The 17,629-nt window shown below is 32.1% G+C and carries 12 protein-coding genes, 1 tRNA gene and 2 rRNA genes; 3 read left to right on the top strand and 12 right to left on the bottom strand.

Annotated elements, in window-relative coordinates; genetic code table 11:
* The first annotated feature begins 46 nt into the window (after nt 1-46).
* Nucleotides 47-292: an AbrB/MazE/SpoVT family DNA-binding domain-containing protein gene (locus CLVI_RS00965; RefSeq protein WP_106058245.1), complete on the top strand. Its 246-nt coding sequence runs from the start codon at nt 47-49 to the stop codon at nt 290-292.
* 155 nt (nt 293-447) lie between these two features.
* Here CLVI_RS00965 and rsmI read toward each other — a convergent pair whose 3' ends face one another.
* The 3 genes from rsmI to CLVI_RS00950 all read right to left on the bottom strand — a co-directional run bounded on the left by rsmI (nt 448) and on the right by CLVI_RS00950 (nt 3,407).
* Nucleotides 448-1,305, bottom strand: a complete 858-nt coding sequence (gene rsmI, locus CLVI_RS00960) for a 16S rRNA (cytidine(1402)-2'-O)-methyltransferase (protein ID WP_106058244.1) — start codon at nt 1,303-1,305, stop codon at nt 448-450.
* Complete coding sequence (locus tag CLVI_RS00955) at nt 1,305-2,054, bottom strand: tRNA1(Val) (adenine(37)-N6)-methyltransferase (RefSeq protein WP_106058243.1); 750 nt, start codon at nt 2,052-2,054, stop codon at nt 1,305-1,307. Before CLVI_RS00955 ends, rsmI begins: the two co-directional genes overlap by 1 nt.
* A 111-nt stretch (nt 2,055-2,165) precedes the next feature.
* Nucleotides 2,166-3,407: a C40 family peptidase gene (locus CLVI_RS00950; RefSeq protein WP_106058242.1), complete on the bottom strand. Its 1,242-nt coding sequence runs from the start codon at nt 3,405-3,407 to the stop codon at nt 2,166-2,168.
* A 281-nt stretch (nt 3,408-3,688) separates the two neighbouring features.
* Here CLVI_RS00950 and CLVI_RS00945 point away from each other — a divergent pair.
* Together CLVI_RS00945 and CLVI_RS00940 are read left to right on the top strand one after the other, a co-directional pair.
* Nucleotides 3,689-3,764, top strand: a tRNA-Pro gene (locus CLVI_RS00945).
* 70 nt (nt 3,765-3,834) lie between these two features.
* On the top strand, nt 3,835-4,479 hold the full coding sequence (locus CLVI_RS00940) for an HAD family hydrolase (protein WP_106058241.1): 645 nt from the start codon (nt 3,835-3,837) through the stop codon (nt 4,477-4,479).
* Nucleotides 4,480-4,509: 30 nt separating this feature from the next.
* Here CLVI_RS00940 and CLVI_RS00935 read toward each other — a convergent pair whose 3' ends face one another.
* From CLVI_RS00935 to CLVI_RS00895, 9 genes are all read right to left on the bottom strand, one after another.
* A complete protein-coding gene (locus CLVI_RS00935; protein ID WP_106058240.1) occupies nt 4,510-5,256 on the bottom strand; it encodes a peptidylprolyl isomerase in 747 nt (248 codons plus the stop codon).
* Between the two features lie 190 nt (nt 5,257-5,446).
* Entirely contained in the window at nt 5,447-6,553 is a 1,107-nt protein-coding gene (gene glgD / locus CLVI_RS00930; RefSeq protein ID WP_106058239.1) for a glucose-1-phosphate adenylyltransferase subunit GlgD, read from the bottom strand.
* 26 nt (nt 6,554-6,579) lie between these two features.
* A complete protein-coding gene (locus CLVI_RS00925) occupies nt 6,580-7,740 on the bottom strand; it encodes a glucose-1-phosphate adenylyltransferase (protein ID WP_106058238.1) in 1,161 nt (386 codons plus the stop codon).
* Nucleotides 7,741-7,842: 102 nt separating this feature from the next.
* Nucleotides 7,843-9,660, bottom strand: coding sequence for a glycoside hydrolase family 13 protein (locus CLVI_RS00920; protein WP_106058237.1), 1,818 nt, complete (start codon nt 9,658-9,660; stop codon nt 7,843-7,845).
* Nucleotides 9,661-9,676: 16 nt separating this feature from the next.
* Entirely contained in the window at nt 9,677-12,112 is a 2,436-nt protein-coding gene (locus CLVI_RS00915; RefSeq protein ID WP_106058236.1) for a glycogen/starch/alpha-glucan phosphorylase, read from the bottom strand.
* 21 nt (nt 12,113-12,133) lie between these two features.
* A complete protein-coding gene (glgA, locus tag CLVI_RS00910) occupies nt 12,134-13,567 on the bottom strand; it encodes a glycogen synthase GlgA (RefSeq protein ID WP_106058235.1) in 1,434 nt (477 codons plus the stop codon).
* A gap of 26 nt (nt 13,568-13,593) precedes the next feature.
* Nucleotides 13,594-15,597, bottom strand: coding sequence for a 1,4-alpha-glucan branching protein GlgB (glgB, locus tag CLVI_RS00905; protein WP_242980513.1), 2,004 nt, complete (start codon nt 15,595-15,597; stop codon nt 13,594-13,596).
* A gap of 696 nt (nt 15,598-16,293) precedes the next feature.
* A 5S ribosomal RNA gene (gene rrf, locus CLVI_RS00900) occupies nt 16,294-16,410 on the bottom strand.
* Nucleotides 16,411-16,473: 63 nt separating this feature from the next.
* A 23S ribosomal RNA gene (locus tag CLVI_RS00895) occupies nt 16,474-17,629 on the bottom strand; the annotation flags it as partial.

Genomic DNA, 17,629 nt, shown 5'->3' with positions numbered 1-17,629 from the left:
TAGAATAGTAAAATGTCGAAGAATGCAATTAAAAGGAGGAAGTTTTATGAAATCAACAGGTGTCGTAAGAAGAGTAGATGAACTAGGAAGAATCGTTATTCCAATAGAATTAAGAAGAACACTAGACATCGCAGAAAAAGACGCATTAGAAATATACGTAGATGGTGAACAAATCATTTTAAAGAAGTATCAACCAGCTTGTATTTTCTGTGGAGACGCAAGAGATGTAGTTAATTACAGAGGTAAAAATATCTGTAAAAACTGTTTAGAAGAAATGAAAAACGGAAGATAATCTACTTACATTAATAATAAAGTAGATAATTTACTTTTATTTAAATAAAGAGTGATATTTCCAACATATTTTTTACAAAGTGCCTCTATATTTTAGAGGTACTTTGTATTTTATAAAGTTCAACTAATATTCAGAGAGGACTCACCCCACATTAATCAAGTTTCACTTGATAATTCAATGGCCAACTTATACACCACGTTCTTATGCACTCCTCTATCTTTCGCAACCTTTTTTATTGCTTCTTTCTTAGTTAATCCTTCATTTATAAGCTTATAAATATGTTCTTCTATTGTTAGGTCTTCCCATGTTTTTTTATTTTCTTCATCTATTTCCGTCTGTTGCTTCCCCTCAAGAACTAAAACAAACTCGCCTTTAATTCCTCTTTGTGAAAAAGAATCTATAACTTCTTGAATAGAACCTCTTACAATTTCTTCATGCAATTTAGTTAATTCTCTACATGCTGCAATATTTCTATTACCTAGGGTATTCTTTAAAAGTTCCAGTGTACTTAATAATCTATGGGGAGATTCATAAAATACCAAAGTTTCCTTTGATTCCTTAATTTCATCAAATAATATTTTTCTATCTTTAGTTTCCCTTGGAATGAACCCTCTAAACAAAAACTTAGTTGTATCTAACCCTGAATATACAACAGCAGTAGTAATCGCTGTTGCACCTGGCAATACATAAAATTCGATATTATTTTCTATACATTTTCTCACCAATACTGCACCAGGATCTGAGATCCCAGGAGTCCCTGCATCTGTAACAATTGCTATATCCTTTCCATCATTAACTATATCTAGAATTTCTTCACTTTTCCTTTGTTCATTATGTTGGTGATAGCTTATGAGAGATTTTTTTATTTCAAAATGATTTAATAATTTTAATGTTTGCCTTGTATCTTCTGCCGCTATAATATCAACAGATTTCAACACCTCTAATGCTCTTAATGTAATATCTTTTAAATTTCCTATCGGAGTTGGAACTAGATATACTTTGCCCTGTATCATTATAGCTCGCCCCTTCCATAAATTAAATTTATTTCGTCACTATATCCACCTTCATCTTTATATACAAATAGAGGAGGTTCCCATTTTAAAAATTGACCCCCATCCCTTTGACCCTCAACTAAAACTATATTAGCTGCTTTTTTTGTATTTGGATGAACCATTCTTATTCTTTTAGGTTCTATTTTATATTTTCTCATGGCAGTTATAATATCAGCTAGGCGTTCCGGCCTGTGCACCATATACATACGCCCATTATCCTTCAAAAGGGTTCTAGCAGCCACTATGACGTCTTCTAAGCTACACTTAATCTCACGTCTAGCAATAGCTTGCTTATCAGATGAGTTTACTATTCCAGAATTGTTTAACTTATATGGCGGATTTACTGTTACAGCATCAAATCTTCCCAAAGATTTCAAATAATCTATATCTTTTAAATCTTTATTAAAAAACTTTATTGTATCTTGCAAATCATTAAGTTTACTACTTCTTTGTGCCATTTCAGCCATTTCCTCTTGGATTTCTATTCCATATATTTCTTGTGGCGAAAATTTGCCCATAATAAGGAATGGTACAATTCCTGTTCCTGTACATAAATCTATTACTCTAAAATTCTTTTTTATCCTCGCAAATTGAGAAAGTAGAACTGCGTCTACCCCAAACCTAAAAGCACTTTTTTTTTGGATTAAACATAACCCTTTTAGCTGTAAATCATCAATTTCCTCATCCTCATATAATTCAATTTTTTTCATTCTTTCTTACCTCACAAAATCATATATATTATTATATATTAATAACCCTGATCTCACAAACTATTACTTAAATTAGTACAAAAAAAAAGCAGCAAAGCTGCTCCTTTTAATCTAATTCAATATTCTTCTAGCTGCATAGAAACTATATACTTTACTAATCTTAACAACATCACCAGTTTGTGGTGCATGTATCATATTTCCATTTCCTATATATATACCTACATGATGTGTAGATGGAAATACTAAATCTCCAGGTTGAAGCTCTGATTGAGATACTGATTTACCTTTATTTATTTGAGTGAACGTTGTTCTACTTATGTCACTTCCGCCTGCATTTCTATATACATATTGAGTGAATCCTGAACAATCGAACACGCTAGGACCAGTCGCCCCATACACATATGGTGTTCCTAAGAATTGCATTGCATAGTTAACAATTCCTGAAGTATCTCCAGATACAGTAGTTCCACCTCTATTAACTTCTACTGCTTTAGCGCTAGCTACTGCTTGAGCACTAGCTTCTTCTTTAAGACTAGCTGCTACTTTAGCATTTTCTATAGCTGCATCAACATCAACTCTTACAGATAAGCTCTTAAGTGGTTGATTATCTCTAATTGATCTTAGTGTTGCTATAGTACTTCTAAGTTCTTCTGCTGAACTATCAGCATTATTACATGTGTCTATATACCCACTAACTATTTTTCTTTCTTCAACAGACAAATAAAGCTTATCAAACTCAGCTTTTTCCGCTATAGCTTGATCTACAATTGGTTGTTGTTCTGCTTTCTTATTATCAAGTTCTAATTTTTGTGCTTCTACTTCTTCATTAAGTTTCACTATTTCATTTGCTTTTGTTTCTAAAGATGCAACTTGAGTATCTAACTTGTCCTTATTTTCTGTAAGATCTACTACAACTTTTTTGTCTATGTTTACAATTCTTGATGCTGAATCTACTTTACTGATCAAATCACCAAAACTATCAGCTGAGAATAAAAGTGATACATAACTAGTTTGTCCACCTGTTTTGTATACTTCTCTTAACCGTTTGCCTAATACTTCTTCTTTTTCAGAAATATCTACTTTAGCTTGTACTATATCTACATTTGTTTGTTCTATTTCTGTATTTATATTCTGAACTTGGCTGTTGTTACTGTTTATTTTGTCAACTAACGGACTGATTTGAGCGTCAATTGCTTGTACTTGTTCTTCAAGTCCTCTAACTTTTTCACTTAATTCATCGTATTCCAGGCCTGCCTCAGTTGCGGGTGTAGCATTCGCTACAAAGCCTGTCGAAGTTATAGATGTAATAATTATTATTGCTGCAATTACTGTTGATAGCACTTTTTTCTTCATTCATCTGGTCTTTTAGACCATCCCTCCCTTTCCCTATATATCTTATTTTTTTCTAAAATCACTTATTAGAGTATAACATCATATCTTTAAATGAACAACGCTATTTACTTACCATATGTTTTATTAGAAGATATTACTGTATATTTCTTCCGTCATACTATCCTATTCTACGTTATGCTCTTTTTTTGTAAATCTTTTCATTGCTCTTATTAATTGTATTAGCCTTAAAATAAAGTTATATTTGACAAATTTTTCACTCCATTATATACTTGTACATATTACGGGGTGTAGCGCAGATGGTAGCGCGCATGGTTTGGGACCATGAGGTCGCAGGTTCGAGACCTGTCACCCCGACCACAAAAAAGGTAGACAATAGTCTACCTTTTTTATTATCTTATTATAATATACTAATTGTTAGAGGTGAACTATGTTAACAAATATAAAAGCAGCAATATTTGATTTAGATGGTACTTTAATTGATTCCATGTGGATATGGGATCAAATTGATACAGCTTATTTGAGTTCTAGGGGGTTTGATCAACCTAAAAATCTTAAGGACGATATTAATCACCTTAGCTTTCAAGAAACTGGAGTTTACTTTAAGAATAGATTTCATTTAGATGATTCTATTGAAACTATCTTAGCTACATGGCATGATATGGCTTTTAGTCATTACTCTAATGATGTAACTCTAAAGAAAGGGGTCATTCCTTTCTTAGATTATTTGAAGCATTCCGGTATAAAGATAGGTCTTGCCACGAGCAATCATACATCTTTACTAGAAGCGGCATTAAATTGCACAGGAATATATAAATATTTTGATTCTATTACAACTACAGATGAAGTATCCAAGGGTAAAAACAATCCTGATGTCTACTTATTAGCAGCTGATAAGCTAGGGGTTACCCCTAAAGAATGTATTGTTTTTGAAGATATTTTAGAAGCTGTACGAGGTGCTAAACTTGCTAATATGAAAGTGGTAGCTATGCATGATGAATCTTCTAAATATCAAAGAGATGACTTAATGTGTATTGCGGATAAGTATATATATGATTTTACTGAAATGTTATAAAAAAAAGGCTCCTTACAAAGGAGCCTTTTTTTATTTTCTATCTACACCATATTTACCTTCTAATTCCATAACAACATCAATATATTTCTTTTGTTGTCCTTCTTGAATCAGTTGGCCTATTACCATATCCTTAACTTCATCAAAAGTCTTTTCAGACCCTTCTTTCTTATCTTCAACTACAATTAAGTGATATCCAAATTGAGTTTTAACCCCATCAGTTAATTTCCCTATTTCAGCATTGAAAGCTACTTCTTCAAATTCTGGCACCATCATTCCTCTTTCAAACGATCCAAGATTTCCACCCTGCTCCTTAGAAGGACAAGTTGAATACTTTATAGCTGAATCTTCAAAAGAAATTTTTTCTTCTGTGATTTCATTTTTTATATTCTTTGCTTCTTCTTCAGTTTTAACTAAGATATGTTTTGCAGAAACCGTAGGTTTTTGTACAAATTTTTCTTTATTCTCATCATAGAATTTCTTAGCATCCTCATCAGTTACAGTTACCTCTGATAACACCTTATTAATTGTCATTTGAGTTAAAATTTCTTTAGATAAATTATTTACTGCTTCTTTAAATTCATCTGTGTTATCTAATTTAATTTCTTCACCAAACTTATTAAATAATTCAAAAGCTATAGTTTGCTCTAGAATTTGTTTTTTCCCTTTTTCATCTTCAAAATATGATCTCTTATCTTCTGGGTATCTCATAATTATTGAAGTTAAATCCTTCTCGGTTATTTCATTTCCTGCTACAACTGCCCATATTTTATTCTCCATTATGTATCTCCTTTATATTTAATATAAGTATATTCTATCAGTATCCATAGCTTATAACAACCAACTCTTTATAGATCGTTAATTGTATTCTTTTTTCTAGTCCATAACAAACCACTTTTACAGCTTATCACTACATTTTAATAAATAAGAGTGTACCCATAATAATACAGATACACTCCTATAGATATATTTAAATATATTTCAATTTTTTAATGAATAATGGATATAGCTGTGACCCTATTAATTTTTCTTCCGCTTTTATTTCAGTTCCTTTATCAGCAATTACATTATCCAAGACAGCTCTATCTTCAATAACACTATTTTGCATAATTACACAGTTCTTTAATTTTACACCTTCACCTATATACACTCTTCTACCAATAACACAATTTTCAACACTACCTCTAATATAGCATCCATTAGCTATTATTGAATTAACGACTTCACATTCTCTAGTATAATGAGTTGGAGCTTCATCTTTTGTCTTAGTATATATAGGTCTATCTCCATTAAATAGCTCTTTACTTATTTTTCTATTTAATAGTGATAAATTCGCATCATAAAGTGATTTAAGAGAATTGATACATTCTAAGTGTCCTTTAAATTCATATCCATCAACGCTTAGCTTGTCTAAATTTTCTTTAATATAATCTTTTACCTTTCTAAACATACCACTTCTTATGCATTCAGTTACAATATCAATAAAGGCATATGTCTTCATTACATACATTTCCATGCTAATATTAGCTTCATCATTTCTACCAATATTATCTCCAATACTTATGACATCACCTACACTATTAAAATTTAATACCTTACAATCATCAAAGGCATTTTGAGGTTTTTTAACGTTCTTGTATACAATAGTAACATCTTTACCACTTTTTTTATGCTGCTCTAGTACCTCTTCATAGTCAATGTTGCAAATCATATGGGACGATGCTAATAATATATACTCTTTACGACTATGCTTAAGGAATTCAATATTTTCAGCAAAATTGTGGACATCTTCATAACTTGGATCATATTCACCAAAATTAAATACCTTCAATCCATCTTTTTTTCTGTTCAAATCCCAAGGCTTCCCATTTGTTAAATGATCAATTAATGATCTAGATTTATTCTTAGTAAATATACCTATACAATCTAATCCTGAATTTGTCATGTTTGATAAAACAAAATCAATTATTCTGTATCTTGCTGCAATTGGGATTGATGCAAGTGGTCTATTTGCTACAAGTTCTCCCATTTTGCTTTCATTTCCATCTAAATTTATTATACCTACGCAATCATTCATTTATATTCACCTCCATTAAAGTATTTTTATACAGCCTTAACATCCTCTATAATTGTTCCCATCTTCACTTCTTCTTTTGCGGCTACAATAGCAATTTCATTATCTAATCCAATTTTACAATCTTTTCGAATAATAGCATTAGAGCCAATAATCGCTTTTTCAATAATAACATTATCTCCTATCTTGGCATTTGTCATTATAACAGAATCTCTTATAATACTATTTTTACCAACATGTACTCCTTGGAATAATACAGAGTTTTCTACTTCTCCATTAACTACACAGCCTTCAACAATAAGCGAATTAGAAATCTTTGCTGCTTCTCCTATATATTGAGCTGGCCTTACAGGATTTACAGAACAAATTTTCCAGTTCTCATCATGGAGGTTCAGCTGATTATTTTCTTTCAATAAATCCATATTTGCTTCCCAAAGACTCTCAATAGTACCTACATCCTTCCAATACCCTTTAAATGGATATGCCACCATATTATTGCCATCATTAAGCATATTAGGAAGTATTTCTTTTCCAAAATCATTACTGGAATCCTTATTAGATTCATCATCTCTTAAATACTTCTTTAATGTTTTCCAATTGAATATATAAACGCCCATAGATGCTAGATTACTCTTTGGCTTTTGAGGTTTTTCTTCAAACTCATATATTGATGAATCTTCGTTTGTATTCAATATTCCAAATCTACTTGCTTCTTTTTTAGGTACTTCGATTACAGCTATAGTAGCTTCAGCTTTCTTCTCTTTATGAAAATCCAACATTTTTGTATAATCCATCTTATAGATATGATCTCCTGATAATATTAATATATATTCAGGATCAGCTCCATCAACAAATTCTATATTTTGATATATTGCATTTGCAGTCCCTTTATACCATTTGCCACCTTTTTCTTCTTGATATGGAGGTAAAATTCTTACTCCTCCATTTTTTCTATCCAAATCCCACGGTTCCCCAATACCAATATGTGCATTTAATTCTAATGGTTTGTATTGAGTTAATACTCCAACAGTATTAATTCCTGAATTAGCACAATTACTTAAAGGAAAATCTATAATTCTATATTTGCCTCCAAAAGGAACTGCTGGTTTAGCTAATTTTTTTGTTAACACACCTAATCTAGATCCCTGACCCCCTGCTAATATCATCGCTACCATTTCATTTTTACCCATAAACACCAATCTCCTCTCTTTTACTACAATTCTCCCATTTTATATATCCCTATTTATATTTTAAAAATATGCTTTTGGCATATTATTTATAGGCTTTTTAAACTATACTTTTTTTAAAATTTTATACCCATACCCCTGTATAGTTATTATATTATTTAGTTCTACCACTTCATATTGATTGTTCTTTTTCACTAAATCTACATAAGGACCTTCAATATTAATATCTTTATCCTCATTAGAGATATTTACAGCAACTATAATTTTTTCATTATCATAGCACCTCTCAAATACACACACATCTGCATCTGTATTATAAATCTTCAGATTTCCTTGTTTAAGACTAACTTCTTTATTTCTTATTTTCACTACTCTTTTATAAAAATTTAATATTTCATTATTTTCCCTATCCCATGGATACGCTTTTCTATTATCGGGATCTTTCCCTCCCTCTAGTCCAGCTTCATCACCATAATATACTAAGGGGACTCCTGGTAAAGTCATCTGTAGTACAACCATTATCCTTAGCAATTCAATCCTAGTGTCAAGAACACTTAATATTCTTTCGGTATCATGAGTCCCTATAATGTTCATATTTGCATGAAAATTTTCTGTTGGGTAATTTTCATATACAGACATTATTCTCTTTGAAAACTTATCTGACTTTATATATCCCTTAATAAAATTGATTAAGTTTTCTCTCAAAGGATAATTAGTAACTGAGTCTAACTCTTTCCCATATAAATATTTTCTTTTTTGAGAATAGCTTACCTTATTTGATGCATCTTCCCAAACTTCTCCAATAAGTACATTGTCCTTAGTAACTTGATTCATAGCCTTCTTAACTTCTTGAATAAATTCGTCTGGAAGTTCATCTGCAACATCTAATCGCCATCCACTAGCTCCTAATTTCATCCATTTCTTTATAATTGAATTATCACTTTTCACTATATAATCAAGATAACTTGGTTCTAGTTCCTCAACATTAGGCTGATTATCTACTCCCCACCAAGATTCATAACGCTTAGGATATTCATTAAATCTATACCATTTAAAATATGGTGAGTCTTTTGATTGATATGCTCCTACAGTTTGGTATTTCCCTAGCTTATTAAAATATTTACTATCATCTCCAGTATGGCTAAATACTCCATCTAATATTATTCTTATGCCTTTTTCCTTTGCTTTCTGGCATAATAATTTAAATTCCTCATTAGTTCCAAACATTTCATCTATATTTTCATAATCTCCAGTATCATATTTATGACAACTTGAAGCTTTAAATATAGGATTTAGATATATAATATTTATCCCTAATGATTTAATATAATCTAGTTTTTTTATTACGCCTTTAAGATTTCCACCATAAAAATCCCACCTTATTACGCTACCTTCAGAATCCTTAATGTACATTGGGTTATCATACCATGTACCATATATAAATGAATTATCTTTTGGAGAAAGTATAGTACCATCTTCATTCCCATTATAAAATCTATCTACAAATATTTGATAAATAACCCCTTCTTTATACCAATCAGGTACTTCTGCTTTTTCATATATAGTTATTTGATAGGGTATAGGCTTATAATTATACATTTGTCCTATTCCACCTAATCTTTCATCATTGTTACCATAATACACTCTTCCGTATCCATCTATTAGAATAAAATAATATTCTAATATACCTAAACAATCTGAAGTATCTATTTCTACTGAATATTTATATCCACCATTATTCAAATACTCCTTAGACATTCCTATATTTGTAAGAGATCCATTACACTGAATGAATTCTAGGGCTACGGTTATATCTTTATTTGTTTCTATGGATAACTTAACTTTTTGCCCAATTTCCACTGCTCCAAAGGGATTCCTATAATTAATTTTTTGTGAGTCGTGAATTGCTTTTAACCCATCCATATAAAACTACTCCTCCTTATAGGTTTTTATATATTACTTCTGATCCCCAAATACCTGTTGCATATTGTTCAATAGTTCTATCAGATGAAAATATACCTGAATGTGCTATATTTTGTCCACACATCTTTTGCCACTTAACGGGGTCTTTAAAAAGGGTATTAACTCTATCTTGAGCTCTTATATATGAATCAAAGTCTTTTAACACAAAGAATTCATCATTATAAGTAATTAGATTTTCATATATACTCCTGAATCTTTCTTTATCCTGATGATATTTCCCATTAATCAAATCATTAAGCACTCTCTTTATCCTTGAATCATTATTATATATTTCTATGGAATTATATCCACCAAATTTATAGTAATTAAATACTTCATCTGCTGTTAATCCAAAAATCACTATATCATCATCTGTAACTTCATCTCTTATTTCTATATTTGCACCATCTAATGTTGCTATCGTTACTGCACCATTCATCATGAATTTCATATTTGAAGTTCCTGATGCTTCCTTTGTTGTTGTTGAAATTTGTTCACTCAGATCTGTGCCTGGCACAATTTCTTCTGCCATAGAAACATTATAATTTTCCAAGTATACTACTTTTATTTTATCATTTATTCTTGAATCATTATTTATAAGTTTTGCTACAGAATTAATTAATTCTATAGTGTTTTTAGCTAAATAATATCCTGGAGCTGCCTTTCCTGCAAATATAAACGTTCTTGGTTCAATCCCTAAGTTTGGATTATCTATTAATGCATTATGTAAATCCATTATCCTTAAACAATTTAATATTTGTCTTTTATATGCATGAATTCTTTTTACATGAACATCAAAAATAGAATTTGGATCTACGGATATTCCTTGTGTTTGTAGTATAGTGTTCGTTAATACTTCCTTATTTGCTAGTTTTATTTTCCCTAATTTTTCCAAGGTAGATTTATCCTCTAAAAATCTCTCGAAGTTAACTAAATCTGTTGGATGTTTTATAAAACTTTCACCTATAGTTTCCTTTAATAAATCAGTAAGTCTTGGATTACTCTTTAACAACCATCTTCTATGGGTAATTCCATTTGTCTTATTGTTAAATTTATTAGGATACAAATAGTAAAAATTACTCATTTCTTTTTTCTTTAATATCTCTGTATGAAGTTTAGCAACACCATTAACACTATGACTACCTACTATAGCTAAATGTGCCATCTTAATTTGTCCATCTGATATTATTGCCATATCAGATATTTTTTGCCATTGACCTTGGAACTTATTCCAAAGTTCTTCACAAAATCTTTTATTTATTTCTTCGACTACCATATAAATTCTAGGAAGTAAAGTTTTAAACATATCAATTGGCCATTTTTCTAAGGCTTCTGCTAATATTGTATGATTTGTGTATGATACTGTATTTGTTGTAATTCTCCATGCCTCATCCCAATCTAACCCTTCCTCATCTACTAATATCCTCATAAGTTCTGGTATTGCTAATGTGGGATGAGTATCATTAATATGAAGTGCCACCTTTTCATCTAAAAACCTTATATCTCCATCTTGCTTTTTAAAATGTCTTAGTATGCTTTGAATTCCTGCTGATACAAAGAAATATTGTTGCTTTAGCCTTAATATTTTACCTTTATAAAAGGAATCTTCTGGATATAATACTTGTGATATTGATTCTACTGAATTTTTATATTCTATAGCTTGTAGAAATTCTCCTCTGCTAAAAGATGAATAATCAAATTCATTTGAAACAGCTTCTGCGCTCCAAAGTCTTAATGTATTAACAACATCATTTTCATAACCAACTACTGGAGTATCATAAGGAACTGCAAGCACTGGTTCATAATTTACATGGGTAAAATTCATACCTCCATTAATATAATCTACTTTTATTTCCCCACCAAACTTAACTATCTCACTCTTATTCGCTTTTCTAGTTTCCCATGCATTTCCTTCTTTTAGCCACTCATCTGATACTTCAACTTGTTTTCCATCGATAATTTTTTGTTCGAAAAATCCATATTTGTATCTTATTCCACATCCATTTCCTGGAATGTTTAAAGATGCCATTGAATCTAGAAAACAAGCGGCTAGTCTTCCTAGCCCACCATTTCCTAGTCCTTGGTCATGTTCAAAGTTTTCTAGCTCATCTAAGTTTATATTTAATTCTTCTAAAGCTGCTTTACATACATCTCTTAGTCCTAGATTTAATAATGCATCACCTAATAATCTTCCTAATAAGAATTCCATTGAAAAATAATAAACTTGTTTTTGTCCTGATTTATTATTTCTCTTATTAGTCTTAAGCCATGTTCTTGATACATAATCTCTAACTATACCTGCAAGCGCTTCATATTTTTGTTGATTAGTTCCATCTTTTAACTCTACTCCATGTATTTCTACAAATTTATTTATAAATGCTATTTTAAATGTTTTTCTATCTATTGATAACATTTTGCCTCCTAAATTGTTTGCTTATTTATTAGTTATTTCTTTATACATATTTAAATATAGTTCTGCTGATTTATCCCAACTATTATCTGAGTTCATAGCTTGTGTAATAATTTTACTCCACTGATTCTTATCATAATAAATCTCTAAAGCATATTGTATTACCTTTAACATTTCATCCGCATCAAAGTTAGCAAAGCTAAAACCATTTCCCGAACCATCATATTGATTATATGGAACAACTGTATCTTTAAGTCCTCCAGTTTCTCTAACTATTGGGATAGTGCCATATCTTAATGATATTAGCTGTCCTAACCCGCAGGGCTCAAATAATGAAGGCATCAAAAACATATCACAGCCTGCATATACCTTGTGAGCTAAACCATTATCAAACCTTATATTTGCTGACACTTTACCATTGTATCTGTCACTTAACCAATTAAAATGATCTTCAAAATGTTTATCCCCAGTTCCTACAATAACTAACTGCACATCCTGTTGAAGTAATCGTTCTGCCACATTAACTAATAAATCCAACCCTTTCTGACTTGTAAGTCTAGTTACCATTCCTATCATAGGTGTATTTGCATTTACATAAAGCCCTAACTCTTTTTGCAGCTCTTTTTTATTGATTGCTTTATCTTTAATGTTAATAACATCATAGTTTTTGGAAATATATTTATCCTCAGCGGGATTAAATTCATCATAATCTATTCCATTTAGTATTCCTCTTAAAGAATCTTCTCTGCATCTTAACAATCCATCAAGCCTTTCCCCATACTCTTCTGTCTTTATTTCATTTGCATAGCTATAACTTACAGTAGTAATTAAATCTGAATAATTAATTCCACCCTTCATAAAACTTATACCTTTATCAAACTTTATACTGTCATTATTATAGGCTTCATAATCATATCCAAATAATTCAGGCAGAATATCTCTATCAAAACATCCTTGAAATAGTATATTGTGTATTGAGTATACAGTTTTCATTTCAGTATAGAATAAATCTTTTTTATACTCTAAATTTAGTAATACTGGAACCATGCCTGCCTGCCAGTCATTACAATGTATTACATCTGCTTGCCAATTTATTTTCTTCATCAACTCTAATACTGCTCTATCAAAGAATGCAAATCTTTCCCCATCATCATAATGCCCATACATTACATCTCTATAAAAATAATGTTCATTATCTATAAGATAGTAGGTTACACCTTCCCATTCATATTCGGATACTCCACAGTATTGAGATCTCCAGCCAACATTTACCATGAACCATCCAGTAAATTTTAATTTATCTTTTAACTCAGGGTTAATATTCTTATATTTAGGTATAACTACTCTTACATCTACACCTTTTCTTGCAAGTTCTTTTGGTAATGCTCCAGCCACATCTCCTAATCCACCACTTTTAATTAAGGGATGTGCTTCTGCTGCTACAAATAAAACCTTCATATACGTTCTCCCTTGCCACCAATTTATTAAACTACTTTTTTTTTTGTTTCTATAATTTCTTTTTTTTCATTTTTTTCTATGTCAATTATCTTTTTGTCATCTTTCTCTATTTTTTTAATCTTCAATACTAGCGTAGCCATAGGTGGCACCATAATTTTTAATGAATAAGGTTGATTATGGAATTTCTCATTTTCAGCTATAAGCACATCTTCAATAACTTGCCCTGAACCACCATACTTAACATCATCAGTATTAAAGACCTGTTCATATTCCCCTAAGAATGGTACTCCAATTTGATAATCATAATATACTTCTGACTGAAAATTATTAATAACTATTAATGTATCCTCATCATCTCTACTTTTTCTCATGAAAATAAGAATACTTTGTTCATTATTCTTTGGGTCTATCCACTCAAATCCATTAGGATTGTAATCTAATTGCCAAAATGCCTTATTATCAAGATATAATTTATTAAAATCTTTAAAGAAAGTTTGGGTTTGTTTGTTTAATTCATTTTCTTCAATGAGATTCCACTGCAATTGTTCATACTCTCTCCATTCTACTGTTTGAGCAAATTCACTCCCCATAAAGCATAATTTTTTTCCTGGATGTGACATCATATATGAAGAAAATAATCTAAGTCCTGCAAACTTATTCCATTCATCTCCCCACATTTTATTGATTAATGACTTCTTACCATGAACTACTTCATCATGTGAAAGAGGTAACACAAAATTTTCCGAGTAATTATACATCATTGCAAAGGTTATATTTTTATGATGATGTCTTCTATATATTGGATCTAATTCAATATATTCTAAGGTATCATTCATCCAACCCATATCCCATTTAAAATTGAAACCTAATCCATCTTCTTCAACAGGCTTACTTACATTAGGCCATGCTGTAGATTCCTCTGCTATCATTAATGCATTTGAAAACTCTTGAAAAACAGCTGTATTCAATTCTTTGAAAAATTCAATTCCTTCTAAATTACCATTTCCACCAAATTTATTAGGAGCCCATTCTCCATGATTTCTACCATAATCTAAATACAACATACTTGATACTGCATCTACTCTAAGTCCATCCATATGGAATTCTCTTAACCAATATAAGGCATTTGATATTAAATAACTTTTAACTTCTGCTCTTCCTAAATCAAAGTTGCAAGTCCCCCACCCTTTATTCTCAGCTCTCCATGTTTCTTGGTACTCGTACGTAGGTGTTCCATCGAATTGATATAAACCATTCGCATCCTTACAAAAATGTCCCGGTGCCCAATCTAATATAACGCCGATATCCTCTTGGTGTAATTTTTGAACTAGCTTCTTAACGCCTTCCAAACTTCCATATCTAGATGTTGGTGAGTAATATCCTGTTCCTTGATATCCCCATGATGCATCTAATGGATGCTCAACTATAGACATAATTTCTACATGAGTATATCCCATTTCCTTTGCATACTTAGGTAATTCATCAGCAATTTCTTCATAACTTAGAAAATCACCATTTTCTTTTGTTTTCCATGATCCTAAATGAACTTCGTAAATATTCATAGGACTTTCATATACATTTGCATTTATATTTTTATTAATCCATTTTTTATCTTCCCATTTAAACTTTTCTGGAGTGTAAATAATAGATGCATTATTTGGTCTAAGTTCAGTTTTTATAGCATATGGGTCTGATTTAAATTCACTTTTAATCCCATTTTGATCTACTATGCAATACTTGTATATATTTCCTTCTTCTAGCCCCTCAATGAATTCACTCCATAATCCTTGTTCTGTAACCTTTTTAAGCTTGAATTCTTCTTTAACTTCAAAGTTATTAAAATCTCCAACTACATATATATCCTTTGCATTAGGTGCCCAAGTAGCAAATCTTACCCCTTTTTTTCTCTTTTCAGTTGTGCTATGAGCTCCTAATATCTCATACACTTCATAATTCTTACCTTCATGGAATAAATAAGTATTAAGATTCGTTAGATCATTTTTATTTAGTTTTCTTCCGTATTTTTCCATTCCTTCGTCTTTTATATTAACATTATTGTTTGATATCTCTTTGCTTTTAACTTCTAATTCTAACTTACTTTCTTTTATAACTGCCTTCTTTTTTGCAGGTTTCTTTACTGTTGAAGCTTGCTTCTCTTCTGATGCAGCCACAGTTTTTCTTTTAGCTCGTGGCTTTGCCACCTTTTTAATAACAGCTTTTTCAACTGCTTCAACTGCTTCAACTTCTTTTTTTATCTCTGCTTCTTTTACTTCTACTAAATCTTTTTTTATTACAGCTTTATTAGTAGATTCTTCTGCCATTATCTCTTTCTTATTAGCAACTTCTATACCACTTTTATTATTTATATTTTTTTCTTCTGTTACATTTTTTCTTATATTTGGCTCTGTTTTCTTGATATTGTTTTTCTCCAAAAGAAATCCCCCCTCATTGCTTATACCCTAATTATTTTCATAGAAATAAACTTACATAAAATACCCGATTTATTTTCTATATTCCTATCTTATCAAATTTTTCATTAGATTTCATTACTTATTGTAATATTTTTGAAAAAAACTTTATGTAAACATTTTTATTGGGTATATTTACAGTTTATTTCTTAAAAATTCATTGTTTAATGAATATATTTCTTTAAATAACAAAAAGAAGCTCTAAAATAACCTAAATTATTTTAGAACTTCTTTTTTTCTTATTAAAACTTTTTATTCACCTGGCAACGTCCTACTCTCCCACACAGTTGCCCATGCAGTACCATTGGCGCAATAGAGCTTAACTTTCCTGTTCGGAATGGAAAGGAGTGTTTCCTCTATGCCATCATCACCAGATCTTCAGAAATTATTCTCTGAAAATTGCACATATATATATTAAGTTATTCTTGTATTTCTCTATTGGTTAAGCCCTCGACCTATTAGTATCAGTCAGCTTAATATGTTACCATACTTACACCCCTGACCTATCAACCTCGTGTTCTTCAAGGGGTCTTACTAGCTTACGCTATGGGAAATCTCATCTTGAGGTGGGCTTCACGCTTAGATGCTTTCAGCGTTTATCCCTTCCCGACTTAGCTACCCAGCTATGCTTCTGGCGAAACAACTGGTACACCAGAGGTCAGTCCATCCCGGTCCTCTCGTACTAAGGACAGCTCCTCTCAAATTTCCTACGCCCGCGACGGATAGGGACCGAACTGTCTCACGACGTTCTGAACCCAGCTCGCGTGCCGCTTTAATGGGCGAACAGCCCAACCCTTGGGACCTACTTCAGCCCCAGGATGCGACGAGCCGACATCGAGGTGCCAAACCTCCCCGTCGATGTGGACTCTTGGGGGAGATCAGCCTGTTATCCCCGAGGTAGCTTTTATCCGTTGAGCGATGGCCCTCCCACGAGGTACCACCGGATCACTAAGCCCGACTTTCGTCCCTGCTCCACTTGTAGGTGTCGCAGTCAGGCTCCCTTCTGCCTTTGCACTCTTCGAACGATTTCCGACCGTTCTGAGGGAACCTTTGGGCGCCTCCGTTACTTTTTAGGAGGCGACCGCCCCAGTCAAACTGCCCACCTAACAATGTCCTGTCACCAGTTTCATGGTGTCCAGTTAGAACCTCAGTACTATCAGGGTGGTATCCCAAGGTTGACTCCACCAAAGCTGACGCTCTAGTTTCCTAGTCTCCCACCTATCCTGTACAGACAATACCGAAATTCAATGCTAAGCTACAGTAAAGCTCTACGGGGTCTTTCCGTCCAATCGCGGGTAGCGAGCATCTTCACTCGCACTACAACTTCGCCGGATTCACAGTTGAGACAGTGCCCAAGTCATTACGCCATTCGTGCGGGTCAGAACTTACCTGACAAGGAATTTCGCTACCTTAGGACCGTTATAGTTACGGCCGCCGTTTACTGGGGCTTAAGTTCACACCTTCGCTTGCGCTAAGTGTTCCCCTTAACCTTCCAGCACCGGGCAGGCGTCAGCCCCTATACATCAGCTTTCGCTTTAGCAGAGACCTGTGTTTTTGGTAAACAGTTGCTTGGGCCTATTCTCTGCGGCCTGCT

The sequence above is a fragment of the Clostridium vincentii genome, from assembly GCF_002995745.1.
Lineage (GTDB): Bacteria > Bacillota > Clostridia > Clostridiales > Clostridiaceae > Clostridium > Clostridium vincentii.
The sequence above is the reverse complement of the archived record's forward strand: the minus strand, read 5'-3'. Positions and strand labels throughout refer to the sequence as shown.